Genomic DNA, 25,691 nt, shown 5'->3' on the forward strand with positions numbered 1-25,691 from the left:
TCAAATATTATCCAAATGTCGAATCATCATACATTCAAAATACAAGTCTTAAGGTCGCTACAGCGCTAGACCTGACATCAATTATAAAATAAATTTAAACATGAATTTAAACTTAAACAATAAATACGCTTTGGTTTGTGGGAGTACCGCAGGTATTGGAAAAGCCACAGCCATTGAGTTAGCAAAGGAAGGTGCCAAAGTTACTTTGGTAGCCCGAAACGAAGATAAATTAAAAGCAGTTCTTGCCGAATTACCAAACAGCGAAAACCACTCCTATATCGTTGCCGATTTTTCCAATCCGGAAGCACTGCAACAAAAGGTGACTGATTTTATTTCAGCACATCATGGCTTCCATATTTTGGTAAACAATACAGGTGGTCCAGCTGGAGGCCCTGTTTTCGCTGCCAAATTGGAAGAATTTGAAAGTGCCTTTACCAATCATTTAAAGTGCAACCATGTGTTGGCACAAGCGGCGGTTCCATTTATGAAAGCCGAAGGTTTTGGACGTATCATCAATGTGATTTCCACCTCGGTAAAACAACCTTTGGACGGACTTGGTGTGAGCAATACCATTCGCGGGGCTGTTGCCAACTGGAGTAAAACTTTGGCCAATGAATTGGGACAATTTGGTATTACGGTAAACAACGTATTGCCTGGTGCTACCGGAACTGAGCGTTTGACAGAAATCATCAAAAACAAATCGGCTAAAACTGGCACCAGTGAAGAAGCAGCTGCCGATGCCATGAAACAAGCCGTTCCTGCAAAACGTTTTGCACAGCCAGAAGAGTTGGCTTATGCCGTAACGTTTTTGGCCAGTGAATGTGCCAGCTATATCAACGGAATTAACCTTCCTGTTGATGGTGGACGCACAAAAAGTTTGTAATTTTATAGAAACCCGCGTGAGGGGTTGAAGCAAGCTACCGTGTAGCACGAAAAACCCGACCCGTAAGGGGCACGCCCAAAATATATTGTAATGAGTAAATTGGTAAGCCCATTAAATTTTAAAAAGTGGATTGACGAAAACCGTCATTTATTAAAACCGCCCGTTGGCAACAAATGTGTATGGCCTAATGGCGACTATATAGTGATGGTTGTTGGCGGCCCCAACAGTAGAAAAGATTATCACTATAACGAAACACCTGAGTTTTTCTACCAATTGGAAGGCGATATGGTATTGCGCATCATGAACGATGGCCAACCAGAAGATATTGAAATCAAGGAAGGAGACATTTATTTGTTGCCTCCGGGTGTGCCGCATTCGCCTCAACGTAAAGCCAATACGGTTGGTTTGGTGATTGAATACCCAAGGGCCGAAGGTGTGAATGATGCCTTGGAATGGTATTGCGAAAACTGCAACGAGCAACTGTATCGCGAAGAGTTTCCGTTGGATAACATTGAAACCGATATGCCTGTAATTTTTGATAAATATTATGGCGATTTGGAAAAGCGCACTTGCAACAATTGCGGGCACGTTATGCAACCACCAACACCTGTAAAAACCGAAGAATAACCCCAAACCAAAACACTAGCTCATCACCCACCCATGGAAAAACGCAAACTTCGCATTAACGGCCATTCCCATTTACTTCCCTATCCAGAAGAGATTCCTCAGTTTATGAAAGACAAAGGTATTTTTTGGGTAGACAAGGACCGAAAATATATGCTTCAGAAAGATTGGAGCCGACCGGTTACGGACTCTAGTTTCTTTTTGAAGGAGAAATTGGAATGGATGGATCGTTTTAATATCGATCATGCCGTAGTACTAAATTTATCGCAACTGTACGGTAATGGTTTGCGCTTGGAAGAAATGAAGCAGGCCTTACGATTCCAAAATGATTTCAACGGAAAAATCCAAGCTGAAAATCCAAGTAAATTTACCTGTGGATTTGTGGTACACCCAGGATTTGTGAGAGGTGCTTGTTGGGAAATTGAACGTTGTGTTGAGGAATTGGGCATGAACCTATTGTGTTTGCCAACACACTACATGGACACCATTGGTACCTGGCGCTGTATTTTTGATGAAGAAAACGAGCCTATTTTTGAATTGGCCAACAAGTACAACTTGGCAGTGGAAATCCATCCTTATGATGGAGAAAAATTCATTAAGTTACAAAACACGTCTTGGAGATTCCACTTAATTTGGATGCTGGCCCAATGTGCGGATGCCTACCATTTCTTGACCTTAAATGGTTATTATGAAAAGTACCCGAACATGCGGGTTTGTTTTGCGCACGGTGGCCAATTGGCACAAATTAACCTAGGAAGACGTATTCAAGGATTTGACGGTAGACACGATTTGTTTGAAGGCAAAGTGCATCCACGAAAAGCCGTTGGCCATAAGAACATTTTCTTTGATACTTTGGTTCATGACACGGGTTCTTTGGAACTCTTGATCAAAAACCAGACTTCCAAACAAGTGCTAATGGGCTTGGACGACCCTTATCCATTGGGAGAAATGGAAAGTGCCACACAATCTTCCTATCCAGGGAAAATCTTGGATTTGGCCATTGAAAGAAAGATTATCAACGAACAGGAAAAAGACGCCATGTGGGAAGACAACGTCCTACAATGGCTGTTTGGTGACGACGAATCCAAAAAGCAAGCTTTAATCAACAAGATTCTATCATAATGCATTTTATACCTGAAGCCTTAGACGACTATGTAGTTGCCCATACGGAGGACGAACCGGAATTGCTGCAACAGCTTACAAGGGAAACCTTTCAAAAGATTTTGCAGCCAAGAATGTTGAGTGGCCCTTACCAAGGGAGATTGTTGAGTATGATTTCAAAAATTATCAACCCCAAGAGCATTTTGGAAATCGGCACTTATACAGGCTATTCGGCCCTATGTTTAGCAGAAGGGCTTCAGGAACATGGGGTTTTACACACGATTGACATCAATGAAGAGTTGGTGGATTTCCAACGTAAATATTTTGACATGTCTCCTTATGGCGCTCAAATCCACCAACATTTAGGAGATGCTACGGAAATTATTCCTGAATTGGACCTTACTTACGATTTGGTGTTTATTGATGCGGACAAGCCCAACTATGTCAACTACTTCCATTTAATTGTGGAGCGACTTAACAAAGGTGGCATTTTATTGTCCGACAATGTACTTTGGAGCGGTAAAGTGATCCAACAGGTAAAAGAGGATGACCTTTCAACCTTGGCACTTTTGGAATACAATAAACTATTGAAAGAAGACAAACGTATAGAAACCGTATTACTCCCTATTAGAGACGGCCTAACCATAAGCCGAAAGCTGTAGGAACAATCAATTAATCTGATTGTTGTTTTTCCGTAAAAAGTAATCTCTTTTTTCTATCTTTAATGTATAACCTTTTTCACGTCAAAATGTTATACAGGTTTCGCTATTATTTCATTGTGATATTCCTTTTTAAGACAAGTCTTTGTGCAGGACAAAATTTGCCTTTTAGCTCACAACAAGACCCAAGTTTGGGCTTGGCTAGAACAGGGATGCTCCTTGACAATATTGGCGTATATCACAGAATTGAGGTTTCATATTCTGCAGAAACCACCCTTACGGAATTTAGTGCTCTCGAACGTATTCCCCTTTCTGATACTTTCAGTTTTTTGATTGGCCCCAAACTGGACATCTATGACTCGTTGGGGACAGGCAACAGAAGTTTCGGTATCAATGCTTCTACCGGTTTTGAGTATATGCCAAATAACAATCTATATCTAAACCTCATCTACAGCTATCGATTCAATGAGCTACCAAGTAACGTCTATCACTACAATACGTTTGACCAAAATAGTTTTAAAATGAATTTGGGCATTAAGTTTTAGAAAAGAAAACTAGTGGACAGCTATAAAACTTTACATCTTACGTCTTACAGAGCCTGTGAATTGCTCCAAATCGTCCTTAACTTTGGTAAGTTCATCTTGGACATCTTGGGTAATACTGGTATCAATCCCATTTTTTTCGGCGCTTTTGGTAATCTCCGATTTGATATCGGTAGAGGCATCGCGAAGCATGCGCATACCTTTCCCCAACCCTCTCGCTATTTCAGGAATTTTATCGGCACCAAACACCATGACTACAATAAATAGTATGAACATGACTTCGGTAGTCCCTATAAATAAAAATGTTCTTGATAGTATCACGATGCAAATATACTAAGTAGTTTATTTAGATGCTCAGTGTTTCAAAAATATTTAACGGTCAATTCTTATTCTCAGTAAGACGTTTTCTGTAGACTTCCAATTTTTCATTGAGAAATTCAAACATCAACATATCATTATTCAAATTATAGAGTTCCATGAAGCGCTCATCTTCCGAAGCAAAATAGAAAAACTCCATTTTCTGGGATTCCTCCAACTCATCAATTTCCATAAGCATCTCCGAAAACTCAGACATGGTTTGATCCATGTATTGGTCCTGACGTTCCAACTTAATTAAATATTTAAGCCTTTTGGTACGTCCAGAAATCCAATTCATGATTGGGTTAAGCGGCACAATCCCGCCACCTGTCGTTGCTTCATAAAGCCTACGTTCACTTTGGGTTTTGCGCCTCCCGGTATAACCCGGGATGCCCACATCGTAAAAATTGATATCGCGTTTGGCTTCTGAATTTTCTACATCCAGCATTAAATTGCCCGTCAAGACCTTGCCGACAATCACCTCATCCAATTCATTGATTTGGTCTTCTAGAGCGACTTTAATTGTTTTTGAATTGAAAATCTCCGTAGTGATAATTATTTCCTTGGTTTTATACTTAACACCTGTGATTTGCAAGGTATCTTGAAGGCTTGCCGGAATTACAAAACTCCCGTTTTCATCTGTTTTGGAAAATTTACTTGCTGTTTTATTGATAATATGAATCCCCTCAACATCACCATTTGCGGAAACAAGACCTTCCAAAACCTTTTGTTGAGCACAGAGCATTCCCGTACCAGCAAAGTAGCACAGTAAAAAAAGCCTCCTAATTTTTACCACTCTGTGTACTTAAAAATAGTTTGCTTTTGTCATTGATATATTCAAGGAATTGCAATTCTTTGCCTTCGTCCAGTAAACTGTAATCCAAGCCACTGTCTTCCACATAAATGATAAAACTATCCACCTGATCTTTGGGAATCCCAAAATTTTGCTCAAGAAATTCTTCACTATACTGACTCTTAAAAGTACTCATAGGAACCTCCACTGCATCAACCTTATCCTCTTTTGTATTATTGGGAGATTCAAACAAAGGCACCAACAACAAGCTTACAATGTTTTTAATGTTCAAGCCGTTTTTCATGGTTTGCGCTTGGGAATGCTTCACAAGGTTTTCGGTTCCAACATCGGCATTGTCTCGAAACTCGAATTCCTCCATATTTTCCAAACCTAAATCAAGTCGCTTTAAGTCTGCGTTATAAATACGAACACCTTCAATATCTACCATTAAATTTCCTGAAAGGTCATACGGTAACACCACTACTTCATCTAATTTATTGACCTCTTCTACCAAAAAAACGGTTAGCTGCTTAGATTGGATAACCTCTTTATCTATCACTACTTTAAACTCCTGAAACTGCAAAGCCTCAAACACCAAAACATCATTTACAGCCACTCTTATGGAAAACTCCCCCTTTTCATTGGTAATAGTTCCCTTATTGGAGTTTCTATTAAAAACGGTCACCCCTTCAATATCATCGCTATCCACCACTATCCTTCCATTTACCATGATTCTGTTAAGCTGCTGCGATTGCACCTGAACACTTAGCAACAAAAAACTGATGAGCAAAATAGCTTTAGTCATAAAATTTGGTTTTATGTAATAAAGTAACGACATCTTGTCTTAAATAAACTTCAATGATTAGATAAACTTTTGTTAAAGGGGATGTTTACTTAAATTTACAACAAATTAATGAATGATGAAAACTATAATTATTGCCAGCACCTCTACCCTGCATGGAAGCGGTCCTTTGGAATATCTTTTGGAGGAATTAAGCACCTTTTTTAAGAACTCAGATGAAATTTTATTTGTCCCTTATGCCAGACCTGGAGGAATTTCGCACGATGAATATACTGCCAAAGTAAGCGAACCTTTTGCCAAAATAAACAAAACCGTAAAGGGCATCCACGAATTTGACTCTCCTACCGAAGCCGTTAAGCAAGCCAAAGCCATTTTTGTTGGAGGTGGCAACACCTTTGTATTGGTGAGCCAACTTTACAAACATGGGCTTATTGAAGTTATCAAGGAAGCGGTTTCTAATGGAACGCCTTACCTAGGCACCAGTGCCGGCAGCAATATCTGTGGATTGACGATGAACACCACCAATGATATGCCTATAGTATATCCACCAAGTTTCAAAACCTTTGGATTTGTGCCTTTCAATCTAAATCCGCATTATTTGGATCCAGATCCTAGCAGTACCCATATGGGTGAAACCCGAGAGACCAGAATTCAAGAATTCCACAAATTCAACACTCAACCAGTGGTTGGACTTAGGGAAGGCAGCTGGCTGCACGTATCGGGAAACACGATTACTTTAAAAGGTAGTTTGGATGCCAGGATTTTTGAACATGGAAAAGAACCTTATGAAGTTCCAACCGGAACAGATGTATCTCATTTGAAATAATCACCAAATAAAAAACGGAGACAATTTCCAAAAAGAAACTGGCTCCGTTTTTACCCTAACTACTATTTAATAAAAAAGCCCCACTTTTCAGTGAAGCTTTTTGAGCGGGAGACCGGGTTCGAACCGGCGACATTCAGCTTGGAAGGCTGACGCTCTACCAACTGAGCTACTCCCGCAATTCTGGCGCAAATATATACAAACTATTCAATGTACAAAAGAGAAAAATTCATTTTATTCAACTTTTTATTTAAGTTTGTTTCCCTTTTTATCTAACCCATTATTTTTCAAATATTTTGATTCAAACTTCAAAAGAAGATTTTTTTATAAAAATTATTACTGCTCAGGAAACACATGCTGTTCGGCACCCGGTTTTGAGATCTGGACGCCCTATTGAAGACTGTATTTTTGACAAGGACGAGCTAGATACAACCTTCCATCTAGGGCTTTTTCACAAAAATAAGCTATCTGGAGTGGTCACTTACCTTAAAAACGGTTCGCCTCTTTTGTCAAATACCTCACAATACCAACTGCGCGGGATGGCCGTTCTTGAGGATTTGCAAGGTCACAATTTGGGCACAGCCTTAACCAAACATGGGGAAACTATCCTTAGAAACTTAAAAGCTGATGCTGTTTGGTGCAATGCCAGAGAAATAGCGGTTCCCTTTTATAAGAAAAATGGCTTCGAAATCATTGGAGAACCTTTCCATATTCCAAAAATAGGCTTACATTTCACCATGTATAAATTGCTTTGAAAAGACGACATTTCATAAAATCGGCTTCCTTATTAGGAATGGCACTTTCTACCTTTCCGCATTCAATATGGGCTACCAATTCCATTTCATGTGAATTATTGATGGGCAAAGGTAGCCCTAGCTTTTACGGTAACGGATACAAACTGCTTCAGGAAGCACATGAATCCTTTTTGAAGATGACGGCAGACGCTTTAAAGGCAGGCATCCATATTAAAGTGGTGTCGAGTTATCGCGACTTTGAGCATCAAAAACGTATCTGGAACCGAAAGTACAACCTGCTCACCTCTAGGGGCATGGCTGGACCAGAAGCTATCAAGTCCATTATAGAATATTCTACTATTCCTGGGACATCAAGACACCATTGGGGAACTGACCTTGATATTATTGACGGTAATGCCGTTCAGCCTACCGGAGACCTATTATTGGAAGAACACTTTGAAGGCCAGGGAGCATTTCATAAACTGAAGCAATGGATGAATGCCAATGCCAATCGGTTTGGATTTTTTCTGGTATACACCAATGATCCTTCCAGAAAAGGGTTTAAATACGAACCTTGGCATTATAGCTATAAACCGCTTTCAAAAACCTACTTGGAATCCTACAGAGAATTGGATTTATATGAAGTTTTAAAAAATGAGCACTTATTAGGGGCTGAATTCCTAACTCCTGAGCTTCTTTCATCCTATAAAAAGGAGCATGTTTTAGATATCAATCCTGAATTATTACGCTAAAATTTTCGTAAATTTAGTTTTCACAACTATTTGATTATGAGAAGCGGTAGATTAAAAATAAGACTCCTACTAGGGCTTTGTATTGTTGCCTTTGCGTTTATAAAGCGATGTAGCAGTATGGAAACCAATCCCTATACAGGAAAGGATCAGGTTATTAACATGACAGCCGATCAGGAAATTGCCATTGGATTGCAAAGTGCCCCAGAAATGGAACAAGAATTTGGAGGTCTGCATCCCAACAACCAATACCAAGCCTTTGTGACCCAAGTGGGCAACAAATTGGTACAAAGCAGTATTGCAAGTCAAACCCCGTACGATTACCATTTTCACCTCCTGGGAGACTCCAATACTATCAACGCTTTTGCACTTCCGGGCGGGCAAGTCTTCATTACCTATGCCCTATTTTCCAGACTTGAAAATGAAGCTCAATTGGCAGGAGTATTAGGTCATGAAATTGGCCATGTGTTGGGACGGCATTCTGCAGAGCGCATTGCCGAAACTGAATTCTGGAAAACCGTGACCACAGGAGCATCCGTTGGGGCCGATATGGGTCAATTGATTGGAGGCATTGGTCAGCAAAAATTACTCACCAACAGTAGAGGGGATGAACTGGAAGCCGATGACCTTGGGGTTATGTTGATGATAGATGCAGGCTACGAACCCGAAGAAATGATTGGTGTGATGGAAATATTAAAAGCAGCTGCAGGTCCTAACAGTGTTCCCGAATACCAAAGCACACACCCCAATCCCGATAACCGGATTGAAAAAATAAAAGCGGCCATTGCCAAATACAAAAAAACTCCCATATAGGGAGTTTTTTTCTCTAACTAAACTAACTAACCAACTAACTAATAATAAATGCTGAAAAGCAATTACTAGTGTTACTTTTATGCTTTATCTAAGTCTTCAATGACAGACATGGCATCTTGAGCGTTGGAACGCTCTGCATAATGTGCCGCTGTTAAACCGTCCTCACTTTTTTTGTTAATATCTGCTCCATTAGCCACCAAAAGTTTAATAATGGCTACTCTGTTGTACTTTGCTGCATACATCAATGGAGTCATTCCGTTGGATCTCTCGTTAACATCTGCTCCCAACTCAATAAGTTTTTGAACTGTTTGGATATCCCCTTTAGCGATTGCCACACAAAAAGGATTCACAGAAGTGTTAACCTTTACAGTTCTAAAATTGTCAATTGTTTTGAATGAAGTTGTAGCATAGGTGGAACTTACCATAAATCCCAATGCAACTGCAATAATAATTACCGATTTTTTCATGATGAAAGATTTTAATGATTTGATTAATGATTGTTTTTTGATTACAGTAAATAGACGGATAAATTTTCGATTTGTTACACAAAAAAATCATATATAACACATTTTTAACTATTTAAACACAAATTTGTTAAGGTTATATTAATTTTCCCACTTGCAACTCACCTTAAGATAACACTGAGTTTTACTGGAATTTATGGCCTTGAAATTTCGACGTCCTATTAGAAAGAATTATCTTTGAGAATAAAATAAAAAGCACCATGAACAAAAAAGTAATCCTTATGATTCTTGATGGTTGGGGCAAATCTCCAGACCCAAAAGTCTCAGCCATAGACAACGCAAACACACCTTTTATAGATTCACTTTACAACACCTATTCCAATGCTAGTTTGAGGACAGACGGACTCCATGTTGGACTTCCTGAAGGACAAATGGGTAACAGTGAAGTTGGGCATATGAATTTAGGAGCAGGAAGAATTGTATACCAAGATTTGGTAAAGATCAACCTAGCCATCCAAAATAAAACCCTTCGCAACGAGCCTGCACTGGTAGAAGCTTTTGAATATGCCAAAACCAACAACAAGCCTATCCATTTCCTTGGATTGCTAAGTGACGGTGGTGTACACTCCCATATCAACCATTTGTTAGGGTTGATTGACGCTGCCAATGATTGTGGCGTACAGCACTCCTATGTGCATGCATTCACAGATGGAAGAGATGTAGACCCTAAATCTGGTTTCGGTTTTGTCACTGAACTTGAAGAACATATTGAAAACACCAACACCAAACTTGCTACGGTGACAGGGCGTTACTATGCCATGGACAGGGACAAGCGTTGGGAACGTGTGAAATTAGCCTATAACGCTTTGGTACACGGAACGGGAGAACACTCCAAAAATGTATTGAAATCTATTGATCACAGTTACGAAAATGACGTCACCGATGAATTTATCAAACCAATCATTGCCACTAATGATGCGGGAGAGCCTATAGCTAAAATCCAAGACGGGGATGTCATTATCTTTTTCAATTTTAGAACAGACCGTGGAAGACAGCTTACCGAAGCTTTGACTCAAACAGACTTCCACGAACAAAACATGCACAAACTAAAGTTACATTATGTAACGATGACCAACTACGACGATTCTTTTGAAGGAATCCACGTGGTGTTCGACAAGGATAATTTAAGTGAGACTTTAGGTGAAGTTTTGGAAAAACACCACAAAACTCAAATTAGAATTGCCGAAACTGAAAAGTATCCTCACGTCACCTTTTTCTTTTCTGGAGGAAGGGAAACACCGTTTGAAGGCGAAAAGAGAATTCTTAAAAATTCACCGAAAGTTGCCACTTACGACCTTCAACCAGAAATGAGTGCCTACGAGCTAACTGATGCATTGGTTCCTGAACTACAGCAAAAATCAGCCGATTTTGTTTGCCTTAACTTTGCCAATGGTGACATGGTTGGGCACACAGGAGTGATGGAAGCAGCCATTAAGGCCTGTGAAGCTGTCGATAAATGCGTGAAACAAGTGGTGGAAACAGCTTTGGAAAATGACTATACCACCATTTTGATTGCAGATCACGGAAACTGTGAAACAATGGTCAATCCAGATGGTTCTCCAAACACCTCACATACTACAAACCCAGTGCCAATTATTTTAATTGACAAGGATAAAACTAAAATTACCGATGGTATTTTAGGAGATATTGCACCTACCATTTTGAAACTGATGGGAGTGCCACAACCTGAAGCTATGACGCGCCATTCTCTTGTTGAATAAGGCTGATGAAATATATTTTGTATATTTTAGCGACCTAAATATTGACGGATGAATTTTCAGGAAAAGCTAATTATTGCAGTTGATTTTGACGGTACCATCGTTGAGGACGCCTACCCAAAAATTGGGAAACCTCGGATTTTCGCTTTTGAAACCCTAAAGCGTCTACAAAACGATGGGCACCGCTTAATCTTGTGGACCTACCGCAGCGGCGTGAGGTTGGAAGAAGCTGTACAGTTTTGTGAAGAAAACGGCATTCATTTCTATGCCGTAAACAAAAGTTTCCCTGAAGAACAATTTGATTATACCAAGAGCCGAAAAATTTATGCGGACATCTTTATAGACGACCGCAATATAGGCGGTGTTTTAGGATGGGGAGAAGTCTATCAACTCATCACCAACGAAATGCCTCAACAATTAAAAGAAAAGCAAAAAAAGGGTATTTTTTCTTTCTTAAGACGCTAACAGCCTCTTGAAAGTTCAAAATATTGTCTATCTATAGACTCCCTATGGTCAGGATGTGCAATATTCACCAAAGCTTTCACCCTTTCGGCAATAGTTTTACCATATAAATTCGCGATCCCATATTCTGTTACCACGTAATGGATATGGGATCGTGTTGTTACAACCCCTGCTCCAGGCCTTAGTGTTGGTACAATTCTACTGATGCCGCTTTTGGTAACCGAAGGCAAAGCAATGATGGCTTTTCCTCCTTCACTTAAGGAAGCGCCTCGAATAAAATCCATTTGTCCTCCTACCCCGGAATACATTTTTGTCCCGAAGGAATCCGCACATACCTGTCCTGTTAAATCCACTTCAATGGCAGAATTAATAGCCACCATTCTTGGGTTTTGCTTAATAACCGAAACATCGTTTACATAATCGGAAGAACGCAATTCCACATACGGATTGTCATGCACATAATCATACAAGCGTTGTGATCCCATTAAAAAAGTAGCCAAGGCTCTTCCTGGATCGATGCCTTTATAATTTCCGGTGATGACATTACTTAATATTAAATCAATAACTCCATCTGAGAACATTTCGGTATGCAATCCCAAATCTTTATGAGACGTCAATCGCGTCAACACCGCATTTGGAATATTACCAATTCCCATTTGCAATGTACTGCGGTCTTCAATTAAACTAGCCACATAATCGCCTATGGTGTTTTCCAAATCGGAAGGTTTGGCAACATGATGAATTGGCAAAGGTTCATCGCAATCCACAAAAGCATCAATTTCAGAAACGTGAATAATCCCATCCCCAAAAGTTCTTGGCATTTGCTGATTTACTTGCGCAATCACGTAGTCTGCATTATCAATAGCTGCTAAAGTAGCTTCCACCGAAACTCCTAAAGAACAATACCCATGTCTGTCGGGTACGGACACATGAATAAGCGCTACTTGCAGGTCCACGATATTCCGTTTGAACAACAAAGGCAATTCGCTTAAAAATACAGGTGTGTAAGATCCATTTCCTGCCTGCAGGGTGTGGCGCACGTTTTTCCCTAGGAAAAAGGAATTCACATGAAAACTGTCTCTCAACTCAGGATTGGCATAAGGAGCCTCACCTTCTGTATGCAATTGGCAAATCTCAACATTTTTAAGTTCCTCATGTCTTTCCGTCAAAGCCTTAATCAACACTTGAGGTGCTGCTGCTGCTGCCTGTAAATATACTTTATCGTTGGACTTTACTATTTTAACCGCTTCTTCTGCTGTAACTGACTTATACATAACGCTTCTCATTAATTCTCTTTGCAAAGTAATTAAATAAAACTGTAACCCACACTGACCAAAGTCAGTGCAAAAACCAATGTAAGATAGCTAGTTTATTTTAAGTATCTTTGCACATATTTTTTTGAATCATGATTATAGCAAAAACAAGAGAGGAAATAGAACTGATGCGCGAAAGCGCCTTGATTGTATCCAAAACTTTAGGAATGTTGGCCAAGGAAGTAAAGCCTGGCGTAACCACTTTGCAATTGGATAAAATGGCGGAGGAATATATTAGGGAACAAGGTGCCATCCCTGGATTTTTGGGATTATACGACTTTCCAAATACGCTTTGTATGAGTCCTAACTCTCAAGTTGTCCATGGATTTCCAACCGACGAACCTTTAAAGGAAGGAGACATTATTTCCATTGACTGCGGTGCTATCAAGAATGATTTTTACGGAGACCATGCCTACACGTTTCCTGTAGGTGAAATTGATCCTGAAACCCAAAAGCTATTGGACGTTACCAAAGAATCTCTTTACATAGGAATTAGAGAGTTTAAAATTGGTAACCGCGTAGGAGATGTTGGATTTGCTATTCAACAGTTTTGTGAATCTCATGGTTACGGGGTAGTTCGTGAGCTTGTTGGCCACGGTATTGGACGCAAAATGCACGAAGATCCAGAAATGCCCAATTATGGAAAACGCGGTCGCGGGAAAAAATTCATTGAAGGTCAAGTGGTGGCTATCGAGCCTATGATCAATATGGGAACCCACCGTATCAAACAACATAGAGATGGTTGGACCATCACCACTTTAGACAATAAACCATCTGCACATTTTGAACATGACGTGGCCATTATTGACGGAAAACCTGAAATCCTTTCTACGTTTGCCTATATCTACGAAGCATTGGGCATCGAAAGCGATGAAGAAAATGAATTCAGACAAAAAGCATTAGTCCTTTAATCAGATTTATGAATAGAATTGATTTAATCGAACAGGAACTCACGCCTCTTCGAGACACCCTCAATAACCACCATTTATATCGCAACCTTTCCTCTATTGAAGACATAAAAATCTTTATGGAGCAGCATGTTTTTGCTGTCTGGGACTTTATGTCGCTATTAAAGGCATTGCAAAACCTGTTAACCACGGTAACATTACCTTGGGTACCTGCCAAAAATCCAGCTACTGCACGATTCATTAATGAAATTGTATTGGGAGAGGAAAGCGATGTCAATGAACTTGGAGAACCTAAAAGCCATTACGAAATGTACTTGGATGCCATGTCTCAAATTGGCGCCAATACATCACCAATAGAAGCTTTTGTTAACGATATATGTGAAGGAGCTACTATTCAAGATGCTGCAACAAAAATGTCTCTACAAGAAGCAACCTTAAAGTTTATCAATTTCACCTTTGAGGTGATTGCCAGTAATGAAGCTCACAAAATTGCATCGGCTTTTACTTTTGGTCGTGAAGATGTGATTCCTGATATGTTCTTCCAAATCATCAATCAATCGGAGACAGAAAAAACCGATTGTAGTAAATTGACTTACTATTTGAACCGTCATATTGAATTGGATGGTGACGAGCATGGACCTTTATCCTTAAAGATGATTGCCGAACTTTGTGGTGACGATTCGCAAAAATGGGAAGAGACTTTGGAAGTGGCCAAATTGGCCCTCCAACACCGCATACAACTTTGGGACAGCATTTCGGAATTGATTACATTGTCCCAACCAATTGAAATGTAATTTGCCCTTGAAGAAGCTTTTCAAAATAGTTTTAAATACCGTTCCTAGACCAGTACTTATTCGTTTAAGTTATGCGGTTAGACCAATTTTGGCCGCTTACCTTAAAGGCAATCAATTTACAGACCCTATTGACGGGAAAAGTTTTAAAACATTTCTACCCTACGGTTATGGCAATCAAAGAAGCAATGTATTATCACCTTCCACTTTGTCCCTAGAACGTCATAGACTGTTATGGCTGTATTTAAAAAATGAAACCGACTTTTTCACAGGACAACATAAAGTACTTCATTTTGCACCAGAGCAGGCCTTTTACAAACGTTTTAGAGCCATGGACAACTTGGACTATACTACCACAGACCTCAATTCGCCTTTGGCCGATGTAAAAGCAGACATCTGCAACTTGCCTTTTGAAGATAATTCTTTTGATATCATTCTATGCAACCATGTTTTGGAACACATTCCGGACGATACCAAAGCCATGCAAGAACTATATCGCATTTTAAAACCAGGCGGTTTTGGAGTGTTTCAAATCCCGCAAGACCTTAATCGAGAAGTTACGTTTGAAGACGACTCCATTACGGACAAGAAGGAACGTGCCAAAATCTTTGGGCAGTATGACCATGTAAGGGTATACGGCAGGGATTATTTTGATAAACTCCGAAGTATTGGATTTACCGTAGAAGAAGTTGACTATACAGCAAGACTTTCAGAAAATGACATTGAGACCTATTGCCTTGCCAAGGGAGAAATTATTCCCGTGGTAAAAAAATAGATGCACTCAAATTTATTCTGCCGGGAAACCGTTTATAGCCATGGTTTCAAAGTCGCCTTTGTCGTTTTCAAAAATCAAGAACACTTTTAATTCTGGGTGTTTTCCCAAAAACGCTTCCACTTTTTCAATCCCCATCGCTTTGAAGGCTGTAGCGTAGGCATCTGCCGTCATACAATCCTCCGCAATTACAGAAATACTTAACAAGTTCGTTTTACTTGGGTAGCCCGTTTTGGTATCAATGATATGTGAGTAGCGATTGCCGTTGTCATCAATTTTGAACTTTCTATATGTTCCCGAAGTCGCCATGGCTTCATCAACCAAATCTATGGCCTGTAAAATGGATTGGGTGCCATCAAAATGTGGCATCTCTACCCCCACTTTCCAAGGTTGCTCCTTTTCAATATTCATTCCTCGTCCTCTTACTTCTCCTCCAATTTCAACCAAATAATTGGCTACGTGTTGACTTTCCAAATATTCACCAATAACATCTACCCCGTAACCTTTGGCAATGGCATTAAAGTCTAAAAAGGCATTAGGTCGCTTTTGGATTTTCCCGTCCCTAAGTCCCAATTTATTGAAACCAACATCACGCATCAAGCTGTCAATTTGCAGACTGTCTATATGGTTTATTTTTCCTTGCGGCCCAAAATCCCAAGCGTTAACCATTGCTCCAATAGTAGGATCGAAAGCTCCTTCGGTATATCTATAAATGGCTTTCGCCGTATTGAACACTTTTATAAAATGCTCATCCATCTGCACATCTTCATTTCTGTTGATTTTAGAAATATCTGAATCCGATATATAGGTAGACATCGATTTGTTAATCACGGTAAACAGACTATCAAACTGAGGTTGGTAATTCTCATCGGAATCATAAATCACCGAATAGGTTGTTCCGAAAACGGATCCTGTTAGTTTTGTATTCTTTATCTGTTTACTGCAGGAAAAACAAAGGGCGATCAATAAAGTGAATACCAAAGCTTTTTTAATCATAATAGGGCGAAATAAATAAGGTTGCTATTTAGGGTTAGGGTGTTTAGTTTAAATGGGTATCGATTACTTGAATACCGTTGTACTCAATTAAATATTCTTCATTCAAATATAAGGGAAGATCTTCACCATTGGGATTTCCTAAGCCTACGCCAGCATATAACACCTTGGCATCTTTTTCGCGCGCGTGCTTTTTGAAGGTCTCCATCCAAACCACATCATAATTATTAGGGTTATCTGGCAACAAAACGGCCCTTACAATTACAAAATAATATTGGCTGTTTTTATCGATACACACAAATTGCGGATGGCGTTTGAGTTGACTATTAACGGCAACAAATTCAAATCCTCGTTGTTCCAAATCCCTTCCTACATGGTTCATGGCAAGGTTGTGAAGTTCTTGTGTGGACAATGGTTTATTCATGCTGCAAAGGTATCACAAAATAGGAATTTATATAAATGAGCAACTATCTATTTTAAACCAAACTAATATTCCTTGAGCTGGTATTCATCCAAAAGTAATTCCCAATCATGACTTTCGGTTAACTGCAATAAGGCTGCGGAAATTTGATCGTGTAAATCCTCGGAAAGTGTTTTTGCCATTGGCATGGCGTACAATTGCACATTAAATCGCATGGGAAGCAATCGCAGTGAGTTGAATTCCGGATTGTTATTTAACTGATAGTCCAGCCAAGGTTCGTCATAGATAAAATACTCTAAATTATTGTTTTCAAGTTCCTTTAGACCAGAAATGAATTCAGGGTATGTATGGACATCACGAAAAAAATTCCTCTGAAGAAAACCATCGGTTGCTGATGATTCTACGGTACCTACCTTGGCTCTTCTGTAATTCTCCAAACTATCTGTTACTTGTGTAAGCTTATGAACCGTAAGACTAGAAGTGATACTGGCAGTAAATATAGAAATGATAATGAGGGAGCAAAGCATCCAAATTAAAGCGATGAATCGCCCCAGATTGGAAACAGGCACTTTATCACCATAGCCTACGGTTGTCATAGTTACGGCAGACCACCAAAAACTACTTACCAAACCCTTTTTCCCTCTTTCAAAATGGTTGTTTTGCTTTTCCACCAACCAAATCAAAAACCCAAACATAATTACCAAGCCAAACAAAATTAATACCAAGTACAATAAGCGAATACTGAAAATAGCTTTAAGCACTGAAAATATGGAATCCATTCTCGAGCCCTTTCTTTCTGCAATGGTAAGATTCCCCACGTAGAAAGGATAGGTGAAATTAATTTGACGGTTCCTATCACTCGTAATCGTGATAGGGTTGATGGCTAAATCAATTTTGCTTGTTTCCAAATCATATAAAAGCGTTTTTAAGGGCTGTCCTGACGAATAAGGCACCAACTTAAAAGGACGATTGAGATCTTGCCTTATTTGCTCCCATAACCACGCACTTACCCCATGCATACTTCCATCCTCTTTAAACATAACAAAGGGAGGGGATTCATAAAGTCCAACACGCAAAGTGTCTAGTGATACTTGGGCAAAAGCGTCCCCTCCAAAAATTAGAGTAAGAACAAAAACCAACATCCAATGCCAATAGAAATGCTTCATGAAACAGAATAGGATATTCTAATTTAAGAAATAAAACTTTACAGAATTCCTTTGCCTTCTAAAATGAGAACAAATACTTAATAGAAAGCCAATTAACATCTAAAAGACATTAATTGACCTAATTTTTAGTAACTTAAGAGAAATATCAATATCATGGCAAACACTTATAGATTTGAGCAGGCTATTAAAAAGCTATATAAGGCCTTTCATAACGACCGTCTACATCCTGAATGTTGTAAGCAATGTGCCGTAGGAAACATTTTGGACAATAAGGATGCTTGGAAGCATTTGTCAAACGACCACGGTTCATTACAATTGAATTATCTTGGAATTGTACATCAAAACCTAGGACGGAAATTTAATGGATACACACCATTAGAATTATTACAAATTGAGGCCACCTTTTTAAAGGCCTGTGGTTTTAAATTACCCTTACATCATAAACATAAAAAGCCAAAATACCCCACTGATAAGAGTGTTTTATTTACTGGTTTAAGTGTCGTAGTGGAATTATTGTGTGAATTGGATGGAATTGACAATGTGATGAACTGTTCTGCTTTGTTTGACTTTGAAAAGTCACAACAAGAAATCCTTACATAATTTTAGGAATCATCAAAAAAAAAAGCCGATTCAATTGAATCGGCTTTTTTCTTTCATAATCTTTAATAATATTCAAACCTAATAACAGTTTCTTGAGATAAACTACCATTAGTATATGTTTTGGTACATTTAGTAGGAAAATCATTCTCATTATATTCATACTCATAAGAAGTCGATCCCTCTTGTTCATCTGTGTTTAAGTCGAACTCCACATTTTGAACAATATTATTATTAGTAGAATACCCCAAAATTTTTCTGTACGCTTCAGGCTCAACATTTTTATAAGGATGATTCTTATCATCATAAGTGTATGTATAATACAATTCACCAAAAAAAGTAAAACTATCATTTTGATATTGTGTCATATTACCATCCAGATTATAATCAATCAATTCTGTAGTATCCACATACTCTAATGTAGAGCAATCACTGTCTTCAGCAAGATCTCTACTATAATGTTCAATCATGGTAGCAAAGCCATTTCCGTTATAAGTAAAAACAATCTTATCGTTATACACATCACCATCCTCTTCAGTTTCCTCAATACAAATTTGAGTGATCAATTCCCCCTCAAAGGTGAATTCATTAATTTCATTCGTGACATCTCCCCAAGCATCCGTATATACTTCGGTAAAATGTGTTAATTTATTATTCTCATCATAAAAAAATTCTGCTTCCACCGTTTCCCCATAACCATCAGTATAGTTTTGTTGAACAATGTCGCCATAAGAATTATACTCAAATTCCATGATAGACTGTAAAATTCCGGAAGAATAAGTTTTAACGGATTTGAGCACATCTCCTCCATTTCCATTGTTAGGATCATTATCATTTGACGAATCCTCAGAGGAACAATTAAACATGGCTAATGCAGCTGCAAATAATAAAGCTTTTTTCATAAAAATAATTTAAGTTGGTTAAAAAAATAAATCCGACCCCTATAAGGGTCGGATTGTTAAAAATATGATTATTAAGTATTTATCCACCAAAGTCATCAAAACGGATGTTTTCATCTGGAAGACCGAAATCTTGTCCCATTTTTTCTACGGCCTTGTTCATTAACGGAGGTCCACAGAAATATAATTCGATATCTTCAGGAGCATCATGATGATCCAAGTAGTTTTCGATTACACAGTTGTGAATAAATCCTACGAATCCATCTCCAGCCTCATCATGGATATCTTTCTTCACTTTCCAATTATCCTCTGGAAGTGGCTCAGATAACGCCAAGAAGAACTTAAAGTTAGGGAAATCTCTTTCTAAAGCTCTAAAGTGCTCAATGTAGAATAACTCACGCTTAGAACGTCCTCCGTACCAATACGTCACTTTTCTACCCGTTTTAAGAGTTTTGAATAAGTGATACAAGTGCGAACGCATTGGCGCCATACCAGCTCCACCACCTACATATAACATTTCAGCGTCTGACTCGTTGATGAAGAATTCACCATAAGGTCCCGAAATGATTACTTTGTCTCCCGGTTTTCTGGAGAAAATATAAGATGATGCTACCCCTGGGTTTACATCCATCCAACCATTTTTAGCTCTATCCCATGGTGGAGTGGCAATACGCACGTTAAGCATAATGTCACGCCCTTCTGCCGGGTAAGAAGCCATAGAGTAAGCTCTCTCAACAGTTTCATCATTCTTCATTACCAATGGCCAAAGACCAAATTTATCCCATTCAGCTTGAAACTTATCTGGAGTTTCGTGCTCTTCTGGGTGGGCAGTAATGTCGATATCAGAATATTTAATTTCACACTGAGGGATTTCAATTTGAATATATCCACCAGCTTTATAGTTCATATCTTCTGGGATACGTACTACGAATTCCTTAATGAAAGAGGCTACGTTGTAGTTACGTACAACCTCAGCTTCCCATTTCTTAATACCAAAAACTTCTTCTGGAATGGTGATTTCCATGTCTTGTTTTACCTTCACCTGGCACGCCAAACGTGCACCATGTTGTAACTCTTTACGAGTAAAGTGAGGTGTCTCGGTTGGCAGTGCTTCACCTCCACCGGCCAAAACATGACACTCACATTGGATACAAGTTCCACCTCCACCACAAGCGGAAGGCAAGAAGATTTTTGAATTTCCTAAAGTAGACAATAAACTTCCGCCAGAGGCTACTTCAATTTCCTTTTCCCCGTTAATTTTAATCTTAACCGGTCCTGAAGGAGATAATTTTTGTTTTACGAACAATAACAAGGCCACCAATAAAAGTGTTACTACCAAAAAGGCAGCTACCGTTGCTACTATGGTTCCTACTGTACCTGCTGCTAATATCATGTTACTCGTTTACTTTTGTATTGTTAGCTAACTTATTCTCTGTGTCTTCCTTGACAGTTTCTACCTTGGCAGTTTTAGCCTCTACTTTAGCTCCTTCATCACCTCCAGTCAACATACCACCAAAACTCATGAAACCAATAGCCATAAGACCTGTAATAATAAACGTGATTCCCAATCCTCTTAAAGGTGCAGGAACGTTGGAATATCTAATTTTCTCACGGATAGCTGCAATGGCCAAAATAGCCAAGAACCAACCAATACCGGACGACAATCCATAATTAAGTGCCAAACCTATAGTAGGAATCTCACGTGATTGCATAAATAATGATCCTCCCAAAATTGCACAGTTTACAGCAATAAGCGGTAAGAAAATACCAAGGGAGTTATACAATGCAGGAGAGAACTTTTCTACTACAATTTCTACCAATTGTACCATGGTAGCAATAGTGGCAATAAACATAATAAACGACAGGAAGCTTAAGTCGTAATCTGCATACTCTGATCCTAACCACTTTAAAGCTCCAGGTTGCAAAATGTATTGGTCCAACAACCAGTTTACTGGTACAGTCACCGCCAATACAAATATTACGGCAGCTCCCAGACCTACAGCTGTAGACACTTTTTTAGACACTGCCAGGTACGAACACATTCCTAAGAACGTGGCAAATACCATGTTGTCTATAAATATCGATTTGAAAAATAATTCTATGTGCTCTAACATAATCTATCTTTTTAAGTAACCCTTAAGGATTAATCTTCAATTAAATCTTTGTTTCTGCTACGTTGTACCCAAATAATGATACCTACCACGATCAATGCCATTGGAGATAACAACATAAATCCGTTGTTTTCATACCCTAAAGCATATAATCCTGTTTTCTCGATTGGGTCTCCCAACACTTTAAATCCTAATAAGGTTCCAGAACCTAAAAGTTCTCTAAAGAATCCTACGATAATAAGGATGACTCCGTATCCTAAGGAATTACCTATACCATCCAGAAAGGATTTCCAAGGGCCATTACCAAGGGCAAAGGCCTCAAAACGTCCCATGATGATACAGTTGGTAATAATTAAACCAACGAATACCGATAGGGTTTTACTTAGTTCGTATGCAAAAGCTTTCAGTACTTGGTCTACGATAATTACCAACGCAGCAACCACGGTTAACTGAACAATAATTCTAATTTTAGAAGGGATGATGTTTCTGATCAATGAAATAACGACGTTCCCAATTCCCAATACAAACATTACCGAAACAGCCATTACGATAGACGCTTTTAATTGAGCTGTAATCGCCAAGGCAGAACATATACCCAATACCTGAATGGTAATAGGGTTGTTATCCGCTAATGGGTCTGTAATTAACTTGGCGTCTTTTTTAGATAAAAGTCCCATATCTTATTTGTTGTTTTTTAAGTTATCGAAAAAAGGCTTATACAACTGTAAGTCGCTTTTCAACATTGCAGCTACACCATTACCAGTAATAGTGGCCCCCGCAATGGCGTCTACCTCGTTATCAGTTTTGTTTTCGTTCTTTGGATCGGCATTTCCTTTGGCAACATCCACTCCTTTGAAATTTCCGTTGCTGTCCAATAAATGCTCCCCAATAAAGTCGTCCATAAAGAAACGCTCCTTAATGTTGGCTCCAAGACCAGGAGTTTCTCCTTTGTGGTCAAAATAAGCCCCTTGAACTACCATGTTTTCGTCCATAGAAACATAGCCCCAAATGGCATCCCAAAGTCCTTTACCATATATAGGAGCGATATAGAAAGTTTTTCCATCTTTCTCCCCTACAAAAATTGGCAACTGTCTTTTGGAAGCGTCTCCTTCAGCAGCTTCTTTAGCCTTTTTGATATCAATTAAATAAGCGTTTTCATCTTCTGAAACCTCACCACCTTGCATTACCAATTGCTTGGTGATATATTTAGAAAACAATTCTGGAGCTTCAGATTTATCAACAAAAACAGCACTACTTTCATCATTTTCATTCACACCCATAGCGTACAAAATGTTTTGTTTCTTTTCCAACTCCACATTTTTTCCAATTGTACCCTTAAGTGACGCCGCAGTAAAGGCCAACAAGGCTCCTACTACCACTACCATACCAATGGCAAACAATACGGTATATACGTTACTATCTGTTTTATTACTCATCTTAAGCTGTTTTTGCTTTTAAACGTTTCATTCTTTTCTTAACATTTCCCTGTACCACATAGTGGTCAATGGTCGGTGCAAATACGTTCATCAATAAAATGGCCAACATTACACCTTCTGGGTAAGCCGGGTTGAACACACGGATTAGGATAGAAATGAATCCTACCAAGAATCCATAGATCCATTTTCCTTTGTTGGTTTGAGATGCCGTTACAGGATCTGTAGCCATAAACACAGTACCAAAGGCAAAACCACCAATCAATAAATGATGCCAGAATTCAGTGCTCATTAATCCGTAGAATTTGCTGCTCTCAGCTATCCAACCAGCATCTACAACACTGTTAAAGATTAATCCCATAACCAATGCTCCAATTACAGAAGACAACATGATTCTCCAGCTTCCAATTTTAGTGAAGATCAAGAACAATCCCCCTAACAGAATCAAGAAGGTAGAGGTCTCCCCAACAGAACCGGGGATAAATCCGTAGAACATATCGGCAACAGAATAGCCTGCCTCATTTCCTTGCGCTAAACTTCCTAAAATGGTTTCTCCGGAAATCACATCAACATTAGCTCCTCCAGCAATTTCATTGGCGCGCTCTACAGCACCGTGTACCCATACTTTATCTCCAGACATCCAAGTTGGATATGCGAAGAACAAAAATGCACGGATTGTCAATGCTGGATTCAGGATGTTCATCCCTGTACCACCAAATACCTCTTTACCGATTACCACACCAAATGCTACGGCCACGGCCAACATCCATAATGGCAAATCAATTGGTACAATAAGTGGCACCAACATTCCAGTTACCAAGTAACCTTCCTCTACTTCATGTCCTTTAATGATGGCGAACAAGAACTCGATTCCAAGTCCTACGCCATAAGACACAATAAGTAGTGGTAATATTTTAATCAATCCAATAGAAAAGGCATCCCAGGACAAGAATGCTACAGGCTCTCCAACGGCAACAAAATGCTGGTAACCTGCGTTGAACATACCAAAAATCAAACACGGCACCAATGCCATGATCACTGTATTCATGGTACGCTTCAAGTCGTCGGCAGCCTTAATATGGGTTCCACCATGAGTGGTATCGTTAGGCAAGTATAAAAAGGTATGCAATGCGTTAAACGCAGGCGCCATTTTGGTGCCTTTATACTTTTCTTTTAAGTTATGTAATGTACTTTTCAAACTCATGGCTATCCTATTTCTTTAATCATTAAGTCCAAACCTTCTCTAATAATCTTTTGGTGAGGCTGTTTAGACACACAAACAAATTCGGTCAAAGCAAAATCTTCCGGAGCAACTTCATACATACCCAAGGCTTCCATTTCGTCAAGGTCCTTATACATACAAGCCTTAAGAATTTGCATTGGGTAGATGTCTAAAGGAAATACTTCCTCATAATTTCCAGTTACCACAAATGCTCTATGCTCTCCATTAGTATTAGTATCTAAATCAAACTTCTTCTTAGGGTTCAACCATGAAAAAGTCATTGCTCTAGACGTTGATATTTTGTTAAAAACAGGTTTATTCCATCCAAAAAGCTCATAGTCATCTCCTTCAGGAATTACAGTAACTGTATTACTGTAGTAATCCAAACATCCGTCTGGCTTTACGTGGTTTCCTGTAAGTACATTTCCTGAGATGATTCTACAATTGCTATTCTTATCAATTCCATTATCATAAACCATAGTGGCTACTTCACTACCAATTTTGGTTCTGAAGTATCTAGGTTTTTTAACCGAAGACCCTACCAAAGCAACAATACGCTCCGCATTGAACTTCCCGGTAAGCAACATTTCTCCAATAATAACAAGATCTTGAGGAGATACGGTCCAAACCACCTCTCCTTTATTGATAGGATCAATTTTATTGATTTGTGTTCCTACGTTCCCCACAGGGTGTGGACCGGACACTTTATGTAATGTTACACCTGAAAGACCTGCTAAAGGCGAATTAGAACCAGCTCCTACAGAGACATGCACCGTACTTTCTGTAAGTTTCCCAAGAGCGGTAATCGCAGTCTGAAGCTCAGTTTCCTTACCTTGTAGCACATAATCATAATCTGCTGCCAATGGCGCCGACGCATATCCCGATACAAAAATAGCCTTTGGGCTTTTGTCTGGATTGGCGATCACATCGTAAGGACGCTGCTTAATAAATGGCCAACAACCTGATGCCATCAAATGAGATTTGATTGCCTCCGCACTCGCAGAAGCCACATCCAATTTGCCGCTATCTAGGTAAGATTGCTCTTTATCCGCTTGGATCTTAATTGCTAAAATTCTTCGTTTTGCACCGCGTTGTACCTCAACAATCTCTCCAGAAACTGGAGACACAAATTTCACAAGTTCATTCGCTTTATCATAAAAAACAGTTTCACCTGCCTTTACTTTTGCGCCTTCTTTTGCTACTAATTTTGGGGTAACGCCGTGAAAGTCTTCTGGCCTGATGGTGCAGAAATTACTGATGATCGCATTCTCTGTGGACCTATCAGCTTCACCTTTTAGGTTTATATTCAGACCTTTTTTAATCTTAATGTCGTTGGACATATGTTTGATATTGAAATTAATTGTCTAAAAATCGACGCAAATTTACGAATTAATACCTAAATTATATTTGAAATAATAGCTACTTATTTATTTATAACAATTCTAAATAGCTGAATTTTGCGTCCTATAAATTTAACTATA

At 39.1% G+C, this 25,691-nt stretch carries 30 protein-coding genes and 1 tRNA gene; 15 read left to right on the forward strand and 16 right to left on the reverse strand.

Annotated features, from left to right (window positions below):
* Positions 1-100: 100 nt before the first annotated feature.
* From ZA05_RS02035 to ZA05_RS02055, 5 genes are all read left to right on the forward strand, one after another.
* Complete coding sequence (locus tag ZA05_RS02035) at positions 101-883, forward strand: SDR family oxidoreductase (protein WP_053990186.1); 783 nt, start codon at positions 101-103, stop codon at positions 881-883.
* Between the two features lie 90 nt (positions 884-973).
* On the forward strand, positions 974-1,510 hold the full coding sequence (locus ZA05_RS02040; RefSeq protein ID WP_053990187.1) for a 3-hydroxyanthranilate 3,4-dioxygenase: 537 nt from the start codon (positions 974-976) through the stop codon (positions 1,508-1,510).
* Between the two features lie 33 nt (positions 1,511-1,543).
* A complete protein-coding gene (locus tag ZA05_RS02045; RefSeq protein WP_053990188.1) occupies positions 1,544-2,629 on the forward strand; it encodes an amidohydrolase family protein in 1,086 nt (361 codons plus the stop codon).
* Positions 2,629-3,270, forward strand: a complete 642-nt coding sequence (locus ZA05_RS02050; RefSeq protein WP_053990189.1) for an O-methyltransferase — start codon at positions 2,629-2,631, stop codon at positions 3,268-3,270. Before ZA05_RS02045 ends, ZA05_RS02050 begins: the two co-directional genes overlap by 1 nt.
* Positions 3,271-3,356: 86 nt before the next feature.
* A complete protein-coding gene (locus ZA05_RS02055) occupies positions 3,357-3,812 on the forward strand; it encodes a hypothetical protein (RefSeq protein ID WP_053990190.1) in 456 nt (151 codons plus the stop codon).
* Positions 3,813-3,842: 30 nt separating this feature from the next.
* Here ZA05_RS02055 and ZA05_RS02060 read toward each other — a convergent pair whose 3' ends face one another.
* The 3 genes from ZA05_RS02060 to ZA05_RS02070 are packed head-to-tail and all read right to left on the reverse strand — an operon-like array spanning position 3,843 to position 5,764.
* Positions 3,843-4,130 (reverse strand): twin-arginine translocase TatA/TatE family subunit, encoded by a 288-nt coding sequence (locus tag ZA05_RS02060; RefSeq protein WP_082331919.1) that lies wholly within the window; start codon positions 4,128-4,130, stop codon positions 3,843-3,845.
* A 58-nt stretch (positions 4,131-4,188) separates the two neighbouring features.
* A complete protein-coding gene (locus ZA05_RS02065; RefSeq protein WP_053990191.1) occupies positions 4,189-4,911 on the reverse strand; it encodes a carboxypeptidase-like regulatory domain-containing protein in 723 nt (240 codons plus the stop codon).
* A gap of 37 nt (positions 4,912-4,948) precedes the next feature.
* Complete coding sequence (locus ZA05_RS02070; RefSeq protein WP_197276037.1) at positions 4,949-5,764, reverse strand: carboxypeptidase-like regulatory domain-containing protein; 816 nt, start codon at positions 5,762-5,764, stop codon at positions 4,949-4,951.
* 115 nt (positions 5,765-5,879) lie between these two features.
* Between ZA05_RS02070 and pepE the strand changes: the two genes are divergently transcribed.
* On the forward strand, positions 5,880-6,587 hold the full coding sequence (gene pepE / locus ZA05_RS02075) for a dipeptidase PepE (protein WP_053990193.1): 708 nt from the start codon (positions 5,880-5,882) through the stop codon (positions 6,585-6,587).
* A 103-nt stretch (positions 6,588-6,690) separates the two neighbouring features.
* Here the strand turns inward: pepE and ZA05_RS02080 are convergent.
* A tRNA-Gly gene (locus tag ZA05_RS02080) sits at positions 6,691-6,763 on the reverse strand.
* Between the two features lie 117 nt (positions 6,764-6,880).
* Here ZA05_RS02080 and ZA05_RS02085 point away from each other — a divergent pair.
* From ZA05_RS02085 to ZA05_RS02095, 3 genes are read left to right on the forward strand one after another with little or no spacing between them, the layout of a single operon-like run.
* Positions 6,881-7,339 carry a GNAT family N-acetyltransferase gene (locus ZA05_RS02085; RefSeq protein ID WP_231632404.1) on the forward strand — a complete coding sequence of 153 codons (459 nt, stop codon included), beginning with the start codon at positions 6,881-6,883 and terminating at the stop codon, positions 7,337-7,339.
* Positions 7,336-8,070, forward strand: coding sequence for a M15 family metallopeptidase (locus ZA05_RS02090; protein WP_053990194.1), 735 nt, complete (start codon positions 7,336-7,338; stop codon positions 8,068-8,070). Before ZA05_RS02085 ends, ZA05_RS02090 begins: the two co-directional genes overlap by 4 nt.
* A 36-nt stretch (positions 8,071-8,106) precedes the next feature.
* The gene (locus tag ZA05_RS02095; protein WP_053990195.1) at positions 8,107-8,880 is read left to right on the forward strand and encodes a M48 family metalloprotease; all 774 of its coding nucleotides are present in this window, start codon (positions 8,107-8,109) and stop codon (positions 8,878-8,880) included.
* A gap of 77 nt (positions 8,881-8,957) precedes the next feature.
* Here the strand turns inward: ZA05_RS02095 and ZA05_RS02100 are convergent, their stop codons facing one another.
* A complete protein-coding gene (locus ZA05_RS02100; protein WP_053990196.1) occupies positions 8,958-9,347 on the reverse strand; it encodes an ankyrin repeat domain-containing protein in 390 nt (129 codons plus the stop codon).
* 257 nt (positions 9,348-9,604) lie between these two features.
* Here ZA05_RS02100 and gpmI point away from each other — a divergent pair, with 257 nt between their 5' ends.
* Positions 9,605-11,125, forward strand: a complete 1,521-nt coding sequence (gene gpmI / locus ZA05_RS02105) for a 2,3-bisphosphoglycerate-independent phosphoglycerate mutase (protein WP_053990197.1) — start codon at positions 9,605-9,607, stop codon at positions 11,123-11,125.
* Between the two features lie 48 nt (positions 11,126-11,173).
* On the forward strand, positions 11,174-11,587 hold the full coding sequence (locus ZA05_RS02110) for a BT0820 family HAD-type phosphatase (RefSeq protein WP_053990198.1): 414 nt from the start codon (positions 11,174-11,176) through the stop codon (positions 11,585-11,587).
* Here ZA05_RS02110 and ZA05_RS02115 read toward each other — a convergent pair.
* Positions 11,584-12,858 (reverse strand): acetyl-CoA hydrolase/transferase family protein, encoded by a 1,275-nt coding sequence (locus tag ZA05_RS02115; RefSeq protein WP_053990199.1) that lies wholly within the window; start codon positions 12,856-12,858, stop codon positions 11,584-11,586. The genes ZA05_RS02110 and ZA05_RS02115 overlap by 4 nt on opposite strands.
* A gap of 131 nt (positions 12,859-12,989) precedes the next feature.
* Between ZA05_RS02115 and map the strand changes: the two genes are divergently transcribed.
* The 3 genes from map to ZA05_RS02130 are packed head-to-tail and all read left to right on the forward strand — an operon-like array spanning position 12,990 to position 15,371.
* The gene (gene map, locus ZA05_RS02120; protein WP_053990200.1) at positions 12,990-13,808 is read left to right on the forward strand and encodes a type I methionyl aminopeptidase; all 819 of its coding nucleotides are present in this window, start codon (positions 12,990-12,992) and stop codon (positions 13,806-13,808) included.
* 8 nt (positions 13,809-13,816) lie between these two features.
* Positions 13,817-14,599, forward strand: coding sequence for a DUF3050 domain-containing protein (locus ZA05_RS02125; protein WP_053990201.1), 783 nt, complete (start codon positions 13,817-13,819; stop codon positions 14,597-14,599).
* A gap of 7 nt (positions 14,600-14,606) precedes the next feature.
* On the forward strand, positions 14,607-15,371 hold the full coding sequence (locus tag ZA05_RS02130; protein ID WP_053990256.1) for a class I SAM-dependent methyltransferase: 765 nt from the start codon (positions 14,607-14,609) through the stop codon (positions 15,369-15,371).
* A 12-nt stretch (positions 15,372-15,383) separates the two neighbouring features.
* On the opposite strand, the gene ZA05_RS02135 is transcribed toward ZA05_RS02130, so the two are convergent.
* The 3 genes from ZA05_RS02135 to ZA05_RS02145 form a co-directional block, all read right to left on the reverse strand.
* Complete coding sequence (locus ZA05_RS02135; RefSeq protein WP_053990202.1) at positions 15,384-16,364, reverse strand: FAD:protein FMN transferase; 981 nt, start codon at positions 16,362-16,364, stop codon at positions 15,384-15,386.
* Between the two features lie 43 nt (positions 16,365-16,407).
* Positions 16,408-16,785, reverse strand: coding sequence for a hypothetical protein (locus tag ZA05_RS02140; protein ID WP_053990203.1), 378 nt, complete (start codon positions 16,783-16,785; stop codon positions 16,408-16,410).
* A 62-nt stretch (positions 16,786-16,847) separates the two neighbouring features.
* On the reverse strand, positions 16,848-17,948 hold the full coding sequence (locus tag ZA05_RS02145; RefSeq protein WP_053990204.1) for a transporter substrate-binding domain-containing protein: 1,101 nt from the start codon (positions 17,946-17,948) through the stop codon (positions 16,848-16,850).
* Between the two features lie 153 nt (positions 17,949-18,101).
* On the opposite strand from ZA05_RS02145, the gene ZA05_RS02150 reads away from it, so the two are divergent.
* A complete protein-coding gene (locus ZA05_RS02150; RefSeq protein WP_053990205.1) occupies positions 18,102-18,548 on the forward strand; it encodes a hypothetical protein in 447 nt (148 codons plus the stop codon).
* A gap of 62 nt (positions 18,549-18,610) precedes the next feature.
* Here ZA05_RS02150 and ZA05_RS02155 read toward each other — a convergent pair whose 3' ends face one another.
* The 7 genes from ZA05_RS02155 to ZA05_RS02185 form a co-directional block, all read right to left on the reverse strand.
* A complete protein-coding gene (locus ZA05_RS02155; protein WP_157514491.1) occupies positions 18,611-19,411 on the reverse strand; it encodes a hypothetical protein in 801 nt (266 codons plus the stop codon).
* Between the two features lie 115 nt (positions 19,412-19,526).
* Positions 19,527-20,837 carry an NADH:ubiquinone reductase (Na(+)-transporting) subunit F gene (nqrF, locus tag ZA05_RS02160; RefSeq protein ID WP_053976022.1) on the reverse strand — a complete coding sequence of 437 codons (1,311 nt, stop codon included), beginning with the start codon at positions 20,835-20,837 and terminating at the stop codon, positions 19,527-19,529.
* A 1-nt stretch (position 20,838) separates the two neighbouring features.
* Complete coding sequence (gene nqrE / locus ZA05_RS02165; RefSeq protein WP_082333647.1) at positions 20,839-21,558, reverse strand: NADH:ubiquinone reductase (Na(+)-transporting) subunit E; 720 nt, start codon at positions 21,556-21,558, stop codon at positions 20,839-20,841.
* Positions 21,559-21,587: 29 nt separating this feature from the next.
* Positions 21,588-22,232 (reverse strand): NADH:ubiquinone reductase (Na(+)-transporting) subunit D, encoded by a 645-nt coding sequence (locus ZA05_RS02170; RefSeq protein ID WP_053990208.1) that lies wholly within the window; start codon positions 22,230-22,232, stop codon positions 21,588-21,590.
* Positions 22,233-22,235: 3 nt separating this feature from the next.
* A complete protein-coding gene (locus ZA05_RS02175) occupies positions 22,236-22,991 on the reverse strand; it encodes a Na(+)-translocating NADH-quinone reductase subunit C (RefSeq protein ID WP_053990209.1) in 756 nt (251 codons plus the stop codon).
* Position 22,992: 1 nt separating this feature from the next.
* Positions 22,993-24,192, reverse strand: coding sequence for an NADH:ubiquinone reductase (Na(+)-transporting) subunit B (locus tag ZA05_RS02180; protein ID WP_053990210.1), 1,200 nt, complete (start codon positions 24,190-24,192; stop codon positions 22,993-22,995).
* Between the two features lie 2 nt (positions 24,193-24,194).
* Positions 24,195-25,550, reverse strand: coding sequence for a Na(+)-translocating NADH-quinone reductase subunit A (locus tag ZA05_RS02185; protein ID WP_053990211.1), 1,356 nt, complete (start codon positions 25,548-25,550; stop codon positions 24,195-24,197).
* Positions 25,551-25,691: the final 141 nt, after the last annotated feature.

The organism is Mangrovimonas sp. TPBH4, assembly GCF_001280505.1.
Lineage (GTDB): Bacteria > Bacteroidota > Bacteroidia > Flavobacteriales > Flavobacteriaceae > Mangrovimonas_A.